This window comes from Streptomyces jeddahensis (assembly GCF_001642995.1).
Lineage (GTDB): Bacteria > Actinomycetota > Actinomycetes > Streptomycetales > Streptomycetaceae > Streptomyces > Streptomyces jeddahensis.
In genome coordinates this window covers 173,734-188,402 of record NZ_LOHS01000156.1, presented here as the reverse complement: position 1 = coordinate 188,402, position 14,669 = coordinate 173,734, and the positions used below count along the sequence as shown (strand labels likewise).

Genomic DNA, 14,669 nt, shown 5'->3' with positions numbered 1-14,669 from the left:
CGTTGCATCGGGTGGTGGCTGTTCGGGCTTGTTCGGGCGGCTCAGCGCTTGAGGGCGCCGGCCGTTACGTTGCGGACCACGACGGGGAGTTGGCGTGCGAGTTTCCCGCCGAGCAACGCGGCGTAGAGGCGGTGCAGGGGGCCGTCGAGGACGACGCCGTGGGTGGTGCGCATGCCCTCGCCGGCGGGCTCCATGTCGTGGGTGATGGTCAGGGTGGCCAGTGGCAGCCGGATGACGAAGTCCATGGCGCGTTCGTGTTCGACGCGGGTGAACTCGATCTTCTGGGCCGGGGTGCCGTGGTCCTTGACGACTCCGGTCGTTCCGACGGTGAGGGGGCCGTCGATCTGGGCCCATGCGACGCCGGGGTCGTCGAGCTGCCAGTAGGCGGCGTTCGTCCAGCGCTCCCACAGCTGGGGGGCGGTGGCGGTGGTCAGCTGGCTGTGGTGGCGGCTCCAGGTCATCGGCGTGCCTTCTCGTCGGGCGTGGTGGTGGTGAGTTCGATGGCGGTCTCGCGGGCGGCGCGTTCGCCGGCTGTGACCGCGCCGTCCATGAATCCGGCCCAGCGTCGCGCGGTCTCGGTGCCGGCCCAGTGGATGGGGCCGACCGGCTCTGCCAGCCGGGCGTGCAACGAGGCGACCGCTCCGGGGCCTGGTGCTGCCGTGGGTCCGCCGCCGAGCCAGTCCTCCTCGCCCCACCGCTGATCGGTGTAGCCGCGTGGTTTCAGGGCGCGTTCTCCGAAGAGGTCCGCGAGCACCGAGAGCGTGCGCATGCGCCGTTCGGCGGCGTCCACTGAGTCCCACTCGCGTGCGTAGTCGCCTCCGATGAAGCCGAGGAGGACGCCGCGGGAGGCGTCGGGAGGGCTGGCGTCGAAGGTGATGAAGACGGGGCCTTCGTCGGAGATCGTCATGCCGCTGAGGCCCTGTTCGCGCCAGAACGGCGCCTCGTAGACGGCGTAGATCTTGGACAGTACGCCGGGCGACCAGCGCTGTGAGAGGCGCCGGTGCGCGGCGGGAAGGTCGGGGACGAACCGGATCCGGCGTCGCATGGCCGGCGGAACCGCGACGATGACGCGGCGTGCGGTGGTGGGGCCGTCGTCGCTGTGGACGGTCACAGCGTCGTCGCTCCAGTCGATCCGCAGGACCGGCGACCCGAGGCGGACGGTGTCCGCGCCCAGTCCGTCGGCGACGCGGACCGCGATCTCGTGCGAGCCTTCGACGAAGTGCTGCTCCTGCGCGCCGCCGCGGGTGTCGAGCATCGGGTCGAGCCCGCCCGCCTGGGCGATGTAGTGCAGCACGTACAGCAGCGAGATCTCCGAGGGTTCGCAGCCCCACGAGGTCTTGCACACCACCGCCATCAGGTCTTTGGTGGCCTGGCCGGCGTGCTTGGCGGTGAGCCAGCTGCCGAGGGTCTGGGCGTCGAGGCCTGCCGCATCGGGGGCGCCCCACGGCCGGCCGACGGGGATCTTGCGGCTCATCCGCTCGAGGGAGGAACGGATACGGGCGAGGTCCAGCAAGGAGGTCGCACCGATCGGGAGGACGGCCCCGCGGTACCGCTTGCGGTCCTTGCGCCACAGCAGCAGGTTGTCCCCGGCGTCGTGCGTCAGGTAGCGGCCCACGCCGACCTCGTCGGCGAGGGAGTTGATGCGGTCGTGGTCGGGTCCGACGAAGGTGCCTCCGAGGTCGACATGCGCATCGGCGACGGTGGCGGAGTCGACGCGGCCTCCGACCCTGTCGAGCGCCTCGAACACCTTCACGCGCAGCCCGTGCCGCTGCAGGCTGCGGGCGGCGGCGAGGCCGGAAAGTCCGGCGCCCACCACCACGACATCGACGTCGTCGGTCACGCTGGTTCTCCTTCGGGAAGAGGCTTGCGGGAAGCGGAGGTACGGGTCGGGAGCCGGCGGGCGAGGGGCAGCACGAGCAGGAGCGCGAGCGCGGGTGCCACGAACCCGAGCCGGAGGTCGGCACCTGCGCCGAGCAGGCCCGGGACGACGGCTCCGGTGACGGCGCCGGCATAGTTGAAGACGTTGACGCGGGCGATGACCTCGTCGCTGCGGTCGGGCAGCAGCTGACCGGCGGCCGCGAAGGCGATCGGCACCAGGACTCCGGTGGCGATGCCGGCGACCGCGAATCCGGCGATGGCCGCCGCGGCGCCCGGGCCGGTGACGACGAGGGCGCACCCGATGGTTCCGAGGGCGAGGGCGCACACACCGACGGCACGTCGGCCCCAGCGCAGCACGGCCGGGTCGGTCACGAGCCGGGCGAGCAGGACCATCGCCAGGTAGGCCGCATAGCCGACCGGCGCGACGGCATCGGAGGTCTTCAACCCGTCGGAGAGATAGACGGTGCTCCAGGTCGAGACCGCCGCGTCGAGCACGTAGGCGACGAGGACGAGCGACCCGACAGCCCAGATCGCCGCTCGCGGGAGCGGGGTGCGTCGGCGGGCGGGCGAGGTGGTGTCCGCCGGGCGGGCCGGATGCTGCGGCAGGAGCCAGATCCGGCCGGTGAGTGCCACGGTGAGCTGCAGCAGAGCAACGCCCCCGACCAGGGTCAGTGCGGAGACACCGCCGGTGGCCAGAGCCGCGGCGAGGAGCGCTCCGATGATGCCGCCGGTGGTGAAGGCCGAGTACAGGCGGCCCATCATGGGCACTCCGGCGCGGTTCTGCAGGGCGACGCCCTGCATGTTGTTCGCCGCGTCGACCGTACCCAGGCCCAGACCGTAGACGGCGACCGCGCCCAGGTAGACGACTCGGTCGTGGGCGAGGCTCATCCCGGCCAGGGCGGCGAACTGCAGCAGGAATCCGAGGCACAGCGCACTCCGGCTCCCGCGGCGCACAGCGACCGCATCCGCCAGCCCCGACCCGAACGACGCGGCGACGCAGACCCCGAGCAGAATCGCGGAGATGACGGCGTCGCTGAAGTCCATGCGGTCCTTGGCCGCGGGAAGCGCGGTGACGACCGCGGCGTAGCCGAGGCCCTGAGCGGCGTATCCCGCGCAGACCATCAACGTGGTCGCGGCCGGCCTCTTACGGCGGCTCACCGGACGTCCAGGCGGCCGGCGATCGCGGCGAATGCGCGGACGTCGTCGAGTGTGTAGGTGCCGGCGTCGGTCCCGAGGCCGCCGGCGGTCTGTGCCGACGTCGCGCAGCCGAGCTCGACCGCCTCCCGCAGCCCGAGCCCGAGCGACCGGGCGCGCAGGAAGCCCGCGCTGAACGCATCGCCGCACCCGGTGGTGTCGACGACCTTCACCGCGTAGGCCGGGACCTCCACCACCTCGTCCGCGGTCACCACCAGGGCACCGCGGGCACCCTGGGTCACGGCCACGCACGCGGCGCCGGCGCTCACGAGGGCGCGGGCGCCGGTGAGCAGGTCGTCGGCGCCGGTGAAGCCCAGCACCTGCTCGTGGTTGGGCAGCAGGTAGTCGGTGTGGGGCAGCGCGGCCGCGATCCACTCCAGCATTCCCGGGTCGCCGGGGGCGAGGATGTCGACCGAGGTCGTCGCACCGCGCGAGCGTGCCCGGGCCAGCAGCGAGGCGGCGGCGTCGCCGCCGAGGAACTCCGGGCCACCGAGGTGCAGATGCGTCAGGTCGCTCAGTCGGTCGTCGGGGACGTCGTCGAGGGTGAACGCCGCGTTCGCCCCGATGCAGTGCCAGGCCGGGCGGTCGCCGTTGGGGCGCACGGGCAGCACGGAGGCCGATGTCTGGTGGCCCTGCTTGCGTATCAGGCCGGAGGTGTCCACGCCCTCGCGGACCAGGAGCGCCAGGAGAGTGTCCGCGAGGACGTCGTCCCCGATCGCTCCGATGCTGCGGACGTCGGCTCCCAGTCGCGCCGCCACCAGCGCTGTCCCGCCGGCAGTGCCGGCGGCGGTGGCGCGGATGGTCTCGACCATCTGACCGTCGTTGTGCTCGGGGATCGACTCGATCCCGATCACCAGATGGTCGAGCACGTGCACGCCCACGCACCCCAGCTTCATCACGTCGCTCATCGCGTGTTCCTCCTCCGCCTTGCTCCGGCTCCCGGCCCGTGGTGCGACGTCCATCGCTGCGCGGTGGCCGATTGCCTGGCCGCAACCATGAACGGTTGAGCGACGGTAGGAACGCGCCGCCCGAATCTGGGCGCCGCGTCACGCTTGTGGCAACATTTCCCCCCGTCATGGCGCGAACGCGGACCCTCCTCGCCTCGGGTGGAGGGAGATGGCGGCGGCAGGATGTCGAGGAGGCGGACTGTGGAGGAACCGAAGCTGACCCAGGCCACGATTCCTCCGGTGATCCTGACCGGGTTGCTCGAACTGGCTGACCAGTACCGAGTCGAGACGGCCAGGTGGTTCGCGGGCACGGGCCTGGACCGGGCCCGGCTCGAGCAGCCCCGGACGCTGGTCTCCTACCGGCAGGCGATCACCGTGATACGCCGGGCCCTGAAGGAACTGCCCGCCGGACCGCTCGGCCTCATGATCGGAAGCCGCGACCCACTCCTCACCTGGGGAACGCTCGGCACCGCCGTGCGGTCCGCATCGACGGGCGCCGAGGCCCTGAAGGTCGCGACCCAGTTCCACCAAGGGGCGGGCACGATGCTGGACTACGTCGTGTCCCGCACGGACCAGGGAAACGTGGTCGAGCTCCTGCCCCGCACCCACGAGCCGGACCTGATGGTCTTCCTCAGTGAGGAGGCCTTCGCCGGGATCGTGGTCCTCACCCGGCTCATGTTCGGCCCGTCATCCGGCCCGCTGGCCGCGGAACTGTCCTACCCGCCGCCACCGTGGGCTGCGGCGTACACCCGACTGTGGCGCTGCCCGGTCACCTTCGACTGCGAACACACGACCCTCACGATGGCCAGTGCCCTCGAAGAGCGGCGCGTTCCCACGGCGAACGCCACCCAGTTCGAGGCTGCTTTGCAGGCCACTCGCGCGCTCCTGGACTCCGATCCGGTCGACGACCTCGTCGCAACCGTCGAAGGAACACTTCGCCAAGACCTCCGCTCCCGCCGAACGGCGACGCAGGTCGCCGACGCGCTGGGCATGAGTCCCCGCACCCTCCATCGTCACCTCGCCAAAGCCGGGTACAGCTTCGGCACGATCCAGGACCGGGTACGGCGGCAGCAGGCCGACGTACTGCTGATGCAGACACGCAGGTCGATCACCGCCATCGCAGCCGAACTCGGCTACAGCGACCCGCGCGAGTTCCGCCGCGCCTACAAACGATGGACCAACACCACGCCCACCCAAGCGCGACACCAATCGACCCGCAGCGTTTGGTGAGGCGTCACCCGGCTGGGCTGGTCCACCGGGAGCTGAGGTCCGCGCAAGCTCTGCGCTGCTCCGCAGCTGCGCGACCCGCCCGTCGGCGTGCATCTCTCAGTGACCCACCGCCACGATTAGGGTGACGGCCAGGACGATCCGGAGGTGGGAAGATGCCGCACACGGTGAAAGGTGTCATCGCCAGGGCCAAGGGCGCCCCGGTGGAGCTGACGGATGTGGTGGTGCCCGACCCGGGCCCCGGCGAGGCCATCGTGGACGTACAGGCGTGCGGGGTGTGCCACACCGACCTGCACTACCGCGAGGGCGGGATCAACGACGAGTTCCCGTTCCTGCTCGGGCACGAGGCGGCCGGGATCGTCTCCCAGGTCGGCGAGGGCGTCACGAACGTGGCGCCGGGCGACTTCGTCATCCTGAACTGGCGTGCGGTGTGCGGGCAGTGCCGCGCGTGCGCCAAGGGCAAGCCCTGGTACTGCTTCAACACGCACAACGCCGCGCAGAAGATGACCCTCGCCGACGGCACAGAGCTGTCCCCGGCCCTGGGCATCGGCGCCTTCGCGGCGAAGACGCTGGTGCACTCCGGGCAGTGCACCAAGGTCGACCCCGCGGCGCCGGCCGCCGCGGCGGGACTGCTGGGCTGCGGAGTGATGGCGGGCTTCGGTGCCGCGGTCAACACCGGCGGGGTGTCCCGCGGCGACTCCGTGGCGGTGATCGGCTGCGGCGGCGTCGGCAACGCCGCCGTCGCGGGCGCGGTGCTGGCCGGGGCCTCGAAGGTGATCGCCGTCGACGTCGACGACCGCAAGCTGGAATGGGCGCGCGGCTTCGGCGCCACGCACACGGTCAACGGACGCACCGAAGACGTCGTGGAACGGGTGCGCGAGCTGACCGGCGGCTTCGGCGCGGACGTCGTGGTGGAGGCGGTCGGCCGCCCCGAGACGTATGAACAGGCCTTCTACGCACGGGACCTGGCGGGCACTGTCGTCCTGGTCGGCGTCCCGACGCCCGACATGAAGGTGACGCTGCCGCTGATCGAGATCTTCGGCCGCGGCGGCGCCCTGAAGTCGTCCTGGTACGGCGACTGCCTGCCGAGCCGCGACTTCCCCATGCTCATCGACCTCTACCGGCAGGGCCGCTTCGACCTGGACGGCTTCGTGTCGGAGACGATCGGCCTCGACCAGGTCGAGAGCGCGTTCACGAAGATGCACCACGGCGACGTACTGCGCTCGGTGGTCGTACTCGACAAGGCGGGTGCGTGATGACCGCGCGTATCGATCATCTGGTCACCTCGGGCACGTTCAGCCTGGACGGCCAGACCTTCGACGTCGACAACAACGAGTGGATCGTCGGCGACGACAGCGAGTGCGTGGTGATCGATGCCCCGCACGACGCGTCGGTCATCGCGGACGCGATCGGCGACCGCAGGCTCCTTGCCGTCCTCGCGACGCACGCGCACGACGACCACGTACGGGTTGCCCCGGAGCTGGCCGACCGCTTCGGCGCGCCGATCCTGCTGCACCCCGGCGACCTGCCCGTATGGCGGCTGACGCACGCGGAGCGGTCGCCGGAGCGGGAGCTGAAGGACGGCGACGTCTTCACCGTCGCGGGCACCGATCTGCACGTGCTGCACACGCCGGGGCACTCCCCCGGCGCGGTGTGCTTCTACGCACCCGAGCTGGCGACGGTGTTCACCGGCGACACCCTCTTCCACGGCGGCCCCGGCGCAACCGGCCGGTCCTTCAGCGATTTCGGCACCATCATCGACTCCATCCGCGACCGGCTGCTCACCCTGCCCGCGGAGACGCGTGTCCTCACCGGGCACGGCGGGTCCACGACGATCGGGGACGAGGCGCCGCACCTGGAGGAGTGGATCGCGCGGGGGCACTGACGACAGGGCCCAGGGGGGCTGTGGCAATGCCAACCCGGAAACTACACAGGAGAGAACGCTCGTGACCCCCTCCACGACAAACCACCTCACCCCCACCCGGCACACCCCGTCCCAGCACGCCTACGACGTCGGCCTCCTGCTGCTCCGCCTGGGCCTCGGCCTCACCATGGCCGCCCACGGAGCACAGAAGCTCTTCGGCTGGTTCGGCGGCGCGGGTCTCGAAGGGACCGGCCGGTTCTTCACGATGAGCGGCTACCCGTCCGGCACGACCATGGCGCTCGTGGCCGGCCTCGCCGAGACCCTCGGCGGGCTGGGCCTCGTGCTGGGTCTGCTCACTCCGCTGGCCGGCGCCGCCATCTTCGGCACCATGATCAACGCCCTCGCGGTGAAGTGGGGCGGCGGCTTCTTCGCCCCCGACGGCGTCGAGTACGAGCTGCTGCTGGCCGTCGCGGCCGCCTCCCTCGCCCTGACCGGCCCCGGACGGTATGCGGTCGACCGGTTCCTGCCCGTCCTGCGGGCACACCGCCTCGGTTACGGCATCGCCGCGCTCGTACTCGGCGCCGTGGGCGCCGTGGTGATCCTGCTGATGCGTAAGTAGGACGCGAGATCAAGTAGGACCCGAGATATATATCCCCGAATACCGCGCAGACGGCGGTAATGTCCCGTTCCGCCACGATGAAACGTCATCCGAATGCGCTCTGCAATATCCGGTTACCGCGCGTTCATAAGGCCGGCGCCGAATACCGCCTTCAGCAAATCTGCACACCGAATACCCACGCGGGTCACGGCACACCGCACCGGTGCGACAGAGCTGACGGGCTGTCCGGCTTTTGATGCGGGAGTGTCCCATTTGGCGGCCGCGACGAAATCGAAGCAGGGGAACGCCGCTAGTGGATCTTGTGAAGAAGCGGCCACCATCTCATGGACAGACCTGCACGCAAAGGTAGTTGAGCCGCCGAACAGCGTCGAACCAATGCTCGGAGGATTGGCTGCGTGGAGCGCTGACGTGCTTTGATCCTGCGCACTGCGGGAGTTGCACGAACGTTCTCGTTCACGTGTGAGACGACCGCGGGAGGCCTGTCCGCGTGCCACGCAGCGCCGGCCGCCATCTTGAGAAAATATCCACAGGAAAGGGAAGCTCACATCATGAACTTCACCCCCCAGGTTGAGACCCGCGAGATTTCCGACGCCGACCTGGACAACGTTTCCGGCGGCCTCGTCGGCGAGCTGGTCTCCAACGTCACGGCCACCGTTGACTCGGTCTACCCGGTCTCCGGCACCGTGGCCGGCGCGGTGAGCACCATCGAGGGTGCCACCGGCATCAGCACCGCCCCGGTCACCGGCGCCGTGTCCGGTCTGACCGCCGGCCTCTGAGGCTTCTTGCTCCGTGAGTCCCGGAACCAGCCGGTTCCGGGACTCACGGGTGCCCGCAGGCCGGCTAGCCCTCTGGCCTAGGCTTGCCCCGACCGTCACGTATCGCAGTTGAGGGAAGAGTCCCGTGCAGTTCCGCCAGAAGGCCCTTTCCAAGCTGCAGTCACCCGAAGAGCTCGACCTGCCGGTGCGGTTCGCCCGGCCGCAGGGCCGTCTGGTCCTGATCGTCACCGTGGTCGTCATGGTGGCCGCCTCCTTCTGGGCCGTGACCGGCCGCGTGTCCTCCACGCTGAGAGCCTCCGCGATCCTGACGCACGCCCAGGGCAGTTACGTCCTGCAGAGCCCGGTCGCGGGCCAGGTCACCGCCGTCCTCGCCGAGCAGGGCGAACGGCTCGCCGCCGGCTCCCCGCTGCTGAAGGTCCGTACGGCGCAGGGCGACAAGGTCGTCCGCACCATCGCGGCGGGCCGCGTGACCACCCTGCTGGCCACGATCGGCGCGGTCGTCACCACCGGGGCCAACGTCGCGACACTCGAGCGGACCGATGACGCGTCCGATCCGCTGATGGCGGTGGTGTACGTGCCGGCGGACAGCGCGGCGACCGTACCCGTGGGCGCGTCCGTCGACCTCACCGTGCAGTCGGTGTCCAAGGACGAGTACGGCATGCTGCGCGGCCATGTGAAGACCGTGGGCCGGACCGCGCAGACACAGCAGCAGATCTCCGCGTTCCTCGGCGACAGCCAGCTCGGCGCGCAGTTCTCGCAGCAGGGCCGGCCGGTGGCGGTGCTGGTGCGTCTGGACCGGTCGTCCGTCACGAAGTCGGGCTACAAGTGGTCCACGGCCGACGGCCCGCCGTACGCACTCCACTCCATGACCCAGGCCACCGGCGCGATCCACCTGGCCGAGCAGCGCCCGATCGATTGGCTGCTTCCGTGACAGAGCTACCACCGCCGCCGGCCCGCCGTCGGCACCGGCCCGAGTCGAGGTCGACCCAGCCATCGAACCCGCGGTCGAAGCCGCGGTCCAACCCGCGGTCGGCCCCGCGGACCAACCCCAGGTCGAAGTCGGGCTCGAAGTCGAGGTCGAAGCCGAAGGTCAAGAAGCCGAAGACCGTCCGCACCCCCACCGTCCTGCAGATGGAGGCCGTGGAGTGCGGCGCCGCCTCGCTCGCCATGGTGCTCGGCCACTACGGCAAGCACGTGCCGCTGGAGGAGCTGCGCATCGCCTGCGGTGTCTCCCGGGACGGCTCGAGGGCGAGCAATCTGCTGAAGGCCGCGCGGAGTTACGGGCTCGAGGCCAAGGGCATGCAGATGGACCTGGCGGCCCTTGAGGGGGTGCCGGGACCGGCCATCCTTTTCTGGGAGTTCAACCACTACGTCGTCTACGACGGCATGGGGCGCCGTCTCGGACGGCGCGGCGTGTACATCAACGACCCGGGCAAGGGCCGCCGGTTCGTTCCGATGGAGGACTTCGACACCAGCTTCACCGGGGTTGTGCTGATCTTCGAGCCGGGCGAGGGCTTCCGGCGCGGTGGGCGCAAGCCGGGCGTCCTGGGCGCCATGCCCGCCCGGCTGCGCGGCACGTCCGGCACGATGCCCGCCGCCGTGCTCGCCAGCCTGATGCTGGTCGCCGTCGGCGCGGCCGTGCCCGCCCTGAGCCGTACGTACATCGACATGTTCCTGATAGGCGGCCAGACGTCGCTCCTCGGCGTGCTGTTCGCGTCCATGGCCGCCACGGTGCTGCTCACAGCCGTGCTGACCTGGCTGCAGCAGGCGAACCTGCTGCACGGCCGCATCATCTCGTCGACGCTCAGCAGCGCCCGCTTCCTGCGTCATCTGCTGCGGCTGCCCGTCACGTTCTTCGCCCAGCGCAGCCCGGCCGACCTGGTGCAGCGGCTGCAGTCCAACGACGCCGTGGCCGAGACGCTGGCCCGCGACCTCGCCGCGGCCGGTGTCGACGCGGTCGTCGTCATCCTTTACGCGGTCCTGCTGTGGTCGTACGACCCGCAGCTCACCGTCATCGGTGTGCTGGTCGCCCTGCTCAACGTGGTGGCGATGCGCGTGGTGGTGCGCCTGCGGGCCACCCGTACGCAGAAGCTGCGCGCTGACAACGCGCGGCTGACCACCACCGCGTACACCGGTCTGCAGATGATCGAGACGCTGAAGGCGACGGGCGGCGAGAACGGGTACTTCCGCCGCTGGGCGGGGCAGCATGCGACCACGCTGGAGGAGCAGCAGCGGCTCGGCGTGCCGGCCGCGTGGCTCGGCATCGTCGCGCCGACGCTCGCGACGCTGAACAGTGCGCTGATCCTGTGGATCGGCGGTCTGCGTGCGGTGGAGGGTCATATCTCGATCGGTCTGCTGGTCGCCTTCCAGGCGCTGGTGACCCGGTTCACCGCCCCGATCACCCGGCTCAACGGCGTCACGGGCCGTATCCAGGACTTCGCCGCCGACGTGGCGCGTCTGAAGGACGTCGAGAACTTCCCGGCGGACTCCCTCTACGCCCGGCCCGACGGGGCGCAGAGCACGCGCAGGCTCAAGGGCCATGTGACGCTGGAGAACATCACCTTCGGCTACAGCCCGCTCGACAAGCCGCTGCTCACCGGGTTCTCGCTGTCGGTGGGCCCGGGTCAGCAGGTGGCGCTGGTCGGCGGGTCCGGCAGCGGCAAGTCCACGGTGTCCCGCCTGATATCCGGGCTGTACACGCCGTGGGAGGGCACGATCCGTATCGACGGGCAGCGCCTTGAGGACATTCCGCGGGGTGCGCTCGCCGCGTCCGTGTCCTTCGTGGACCAGGACGTCTTCCTCTTCGAGGGCACGGTCCGGGACAACGTGGCGCTGTGGGACCCATCTATCCCGGACGACGCGGTGATCACCGCGCTGCAGGACGCGGCGCTGTACGACGTCGTGATGCGCCGCCCCGGCGGCATCCACAGCCGCGTCGAGCAGGACGGCCGCAACTTCTCCGGTGGCCAGCGCCAACGCCTGGAGATCGCCCGGGCATTGGTCCGCCGCCCCAGCATCCTCGTACTCGACGAGGTGACCAGCGCGCTCGACGCGGAGACCGAGCAGGTCATCATCGACAACTTGCGGCGGCGCGGCTGCGCCTGCGTCGTGATCGCCCACCGGCTGTCCACGGTCCGCGACAGCGACGAGATCGTGGTGCTGCACCACGGCACGGTCGTCGAGCGCGGCCGCCATGACGTGCTGGTCGCCTCCGGAGGGCCGTACGCCGAACTGGTCAAGGAGCGTTGAGATGACCTCCGTCCATCAGCACGCCGCCACCGGGGCCGCCGACGGCGACCTGGTGCTCGGCGCCCTGGGCGGCCTCGGGACGCCGCACGACTGCAGCGGCCTGAACCGTCTTCCGCTCGAAGGGCCCCATGTGCTGTGGCTCGTCGCGGCGGGTGCCATGGACGTGTTCGCGGTCGACGCGGTGCAGGAGGGTCACTGGCACTTCCTCGGCCGGCTCGAAGCGGGCTCCCTGCTGCTCGGCCCGGTCGAGGGGCCGCAGCACACGCTCGTGGGCAGGCCGCTGCGGGAGTGCGTGGTGCGCCGGATCCCGCTGCGTCAGCTGTACCGGCCGGAGTTCACCGACACATGGTCGCAGGAGGCGTACGTCTCTGATCCTTACGGCTCCGGGATCTACGACACGGGTGTCCGGTCGTACGACTTCCAAGCGCAGGTCCAGGCCTCCCCGAGCCCGCTGGAGTACGCGTTCGCGCTCGGTGTCGGGCGGAGCATGGGCATCCTCTCCCAGGCGCCGCTCGACGGCCGGACGGCGGACGCGGGGATGGCCGCCGACGACGACGTCCTGTGGATGCAGGTGCCGCCGGGCAGCGTGCAGTACGGAGCCTCGGTGAGCGCGGACGCGGCGGCCGATCTGCTCATCGATCCGGCCGTGTGGCAGGGGATGGTCGACCAGCAGTACCGGCTGCTGTCCTCGCTCGACCGCTGGATCGAGCAGTTGGAGCGCTCTCACGAGGACCGCACGGCGGCTGGCATCAAGGCGGGCGAGGCCGTCCGTGCCGAGGCCGACCAGGCGCTGCTCGACTCCATGCGCCGCCGCTCCCCGAAGTCCTCCCGCACCGCCGCGGGCGATGACGACGCCACGTACGCCGTGTGCCGTGTGGTGGCCCGGGCGGCCGGCATCACACTGACGGAACCCTCGAAGAGCGGCGCGCAGAACGAACGCCTCGATCCGGTGGAACGCATCGCCGTGACGTCACGGATCCGTACCCGGCCCGTCCGGCTGGACGGACGCTGGTGGCGGGAGAACACCGGCCCGCTGGTGGGATACCGGGCCGCGTCCGGCGCGCCGGTCGCGCTGCTGTGGCGGCGTGGCACGTACGTGGCGCAGAATCCGGCGACCGGCAGCAGCATCCGCGTCGGCGAGGAGAACGCCGAGGAGTTCGAGGCGCGGGCCGTCATGTTCTACCGCCCGCTGCCGGAGCGCCCGATGAGTGCACTGCGGCTGATGCGGTTCAGCCTGCGCGGCACCAGCGGGGACATGCGCAACCTGCTGCTGAGCGGACTGGTGACGGTGCTGCTCGGCGCGCTGGTGCCGATCGCGACCGGCATGGTGCTCGGTGATCTCGTGCCGAACGCCGAGAAGAGCCTGATCGTGCAGATCTGTCTGGCGATCATGGTCACCAGCATCGTGTCGGCCGCGTTCATGCTGATGCAGAACCTGACCATCCTGCGGATGGAGGGCCGGATCGAGGCCGCGCTGCAGCCGGCGGTGTGGGACCGGCTGCTGCGGCTGCCGACGAAGTTCTTCACCGGCCGCTCCACCGGTGAGCTGGCCAGTGCGGCGATGGGCATCAGCGCCATCCGGCGGCTTCTCGCGGGCGTCGGTCCGGTGGTCGTCCAGGCGAGCACCGTCGGTGCGATGAACCTCGTCCTGCTGCTCCTCTACAGCGTCCCGCTGGCGCTCGCGGCCATCGCCCTGCTGCTGGTGATCGCTGCCGTGTTCCTCGGCATGGGGCTGTGGCAGGTGCGCTGGCAGCGGCGGCTGGTCGTGCTGAGCAACAAGCTGAACAACCAGGCGTTCCAGACCCTGCGCGGCCTGCCCAAGCTGCGGGTCGCGGCGGCCGAGAACTACGCGTACGCGTCGTGGGCCAAGGAGTTCGCGCGCAGCCGGGAGCTGCAGCAGCGCGTCGGGCGGATCAAGAACCTGACGACGGTGCTCGGTGCGGTCTATCTACCGCTCTGCTCCCTGATCATGTTCATGCTGCTGGCGGGTCCGGCCCGCGGTTCGCTGTCGGCCAGCGCGTTCCTGACCTTCAACACCGCGATGACGATGATGCTGACCTCGGCCACGCAGCTCACGGGCGCGCTGGTCTCGGCCGCCGCCGCGCTGCCGATGTTCGAGGAGATCAAGCCGGTCCTCGACGCGACGCCGGAGGTCCGCGGCGCCAGCACCCAGCCGGGTGTGCTGTCGGGCGGTATCGAGGCCCGCAAACTGTCCTTCCGCTACACCGACGACGGTCCGCTGGTCCTCGACGACGTGACCTTCGAGGTGCGGCCCGGCGAGTTCGTGGCCGTCGTGGGCCCGAGCGGCTGCGGCAAGTCGACTCTGCTGAGGCTGCTCATCGGCTTCGACAAACCGCTCTCCGGCAGTGTGCTGTACGACGGCCAGGATCTGGCCGCCCTGGACCAGGCCGCGGTCCGCCGCCAGTGCGGCGTGGTCCTGCAGCACGCGCAGCCCCTCACCGGCTCGATCCTGGACTGCATCTGCGGTGCCGAGCCGTTCACGCTGGAGGAGGCGTGGGAGGCGGCCGAACTGGCGGGCCTGGCGGAGGACATCAAGCGCATGCCCATGGGCATGCACACCATCGTCGCCGGCGGCAGTTCCGTATCGGGCGGCCAGCGCCAGCGCCTGATGATCGCCCAGGCCCTCATCCGCCGGCCGCGCATCCTCTTCTTCGACGAAGCCACGAGCGCCCTGGACAACGAGACCCAGCGCACCGTGATCGAGAGCACCCGCCGCCTGCAGGCCACCCGCGTCGTGATCGCCCACCGGCTGTCCACCGTCATGGACGCCGACCGCGTGATCGTGATGTCGGAGGGCCGGATCGTGCAGCAGGGGCCGCCGGCGGAGCTCCTCGCCGACGCGGGTGGCCGGCTCCATGAGCTGGTGCGACGGCAGATGATGGGGTAGCAGCCCG

The 14,669-nt window shown here is 70.6% G+C and carries 12 protein-coding genes; 8 read left to right on the top strand and 4 right to left on the bottom strand.

Going from position 1 to position 14,669, the window contains the following annotated elements:
- Positions 1-41 precede the first annotated feature (41 nt).
- From STSP_RS32030 to STSP_RS40605, 4 genes are read right to left on the bottom strand one after another with little or no spacing between them, the layout of a single operon-like run.
- Positions 42-461 (bottom strand): hypothetical protein, encoded by a 420-nt coding sequence (locus STSP_RS32030; protein ID WP_067284507.1) that lies wholly within the window; start codon positions 459-461, stop codon positions 42-44.
- Positions 458-1,840, bottom strand: coding sequence for a flavin monoamine oxidase family protein (locus STSP_RS32025; RefSeq protein ID WP_067284506.1), 1,383 nt, complete (start codon positions 1,838-1,840; stop codon positions 458-460). Before STSP_RS32025 ends, STSP_RS32030 begins: the two co-directional genes overlap by 4 nt.
- On the bottom strand, positions 1,837-3,036 hold the full coding sequence (locus STSP_RS32020) for an MFS transporter (protein ID WP_232789871.1): 1,200 nt from the start codon (positions 3,034-3,036) through the stop codon (positions 1,837-1,839). Before STSP_RS32020 ends, STSP_RS32025 begins: the two co-directional genes overlap by 4 nt.
- Positions 3,033-3,980 carry a carbohydrate kinase family protein gene (locus STSP_RS40605; protein ID WP_232789870.1) on the bottom strand — a complete coding sequence of 316 codons (948 nt, stop codon included), beginning with the start codon at positions 3,978-3,980 and terminating at the stop codon, positions 3,033-3,035. The genes STSP_RS32020 and STSP_RS40605 overlap by 4 nt, the downstream gene beginning before the upstream one ends.
- 240 nt (positions 3,981-4,220) lie before the next feature.
- Here STSP_RS40605 and STSP_RS32010 point away from each other — a divergent pair, with 240 nt between their 5' ends.
- From STSP_RS32010 to STSP_RS31975, 8 genes are all read left to right on the top strand, one after another.
- Positions 4,221-5,249 (top strand): AraC family transcriptional regulator, encoded by a 1,029-nt coding sequence (locus STSP_RS32010; RefSeq protein ID WP_067284504.1) that lies wholly within the window; start codon positions 4,221-4,223, stop codon positions 5,247-5,249.
- 152 nt (positions 5,250-5,401) lie between these two features.
- Complete coding sequence (locus tag STSP_RS32005) at positions 5,402-6,502, top strand: S-(hydroxymethyl)mycothiol dehydrogenase (protein ID WP_067284503.1); 1,101 nt, start codon at positions 5,402-5,404, stop codon at positions 6,500-6,502.
- Positions 6,502-7,131, top strand: coding sequence for an MBL fold metallo-hydrolase (locus tag STSP_RS32000; protein WP_067284502.1), 630 nt, complete (start codon positions 6,502-6,504; stop codon positions 7,129-7,131). Before STSP_RS32005 ends, STSP_RS32000 begins: the two co-directional genes overlap by 1 nt.
- Positions 7,132-7,192: 61 nt before the next feature.
- Entirely contained in the window at positions 7,193-7,729 is a 537-nt protein-coding gene (locus tag STSP_RS31995) for a DoxX family protein (protein WP_067284501.1), read from the top strand.
- A gap of 548 nt (positions 7,730-8,277) precedes the next feature.
- A complete protein-coding gene (locus STSP_RS31990) occupies positions 8,278-8,505 on the top strand; it encodes a hypothetical protein (protein ID WP_067284500.1) in 228 nt (75 codons plus the stop codon).
- A 124-nt stretch (positions 8,506-8,629) separates the two neighbouring features.
- Complete coding sequence (locus tag STSP_RS31985) at positions 8,630-9,436, top strand: HlyD family efflux transporter periplasmic adaptor subunit (protein WP_067284499.1); 807 nt, start codon at positions 8,630-8,632, stop codon at positions 9,434-9,436.
- 200 nt (positions 9,437-9,636) lie between these two features.
- Positions 9,637-11,754, top strand: coding sequence for an NHLP family bacteriocin export ABC transporter peptidase/permease/ATPase subunit (locus STSP_RS31980; RefSeq protein ID WP_067284498.1), 2,118 nt, complete (start codon positions 9,637-9,639; stop codon positions 11,752-11,754).
- Position 11,755: 1 nt separating this feature from the next.
- Positions 11,756-14,662, top strand: coding sequence for an NHLP bacteriocin export ABC transporter permease/ATPase subunit (locus STSP_RS31975; RefSeq protein ID WP_067284497.1), 2,907 nt, complete (start codon positions 11,756-11,758; stop codon positions 14,660-14,662).
- The last annotated feature ends 7 nt before the right edge of the window (positions 14,663-14,669 follow it).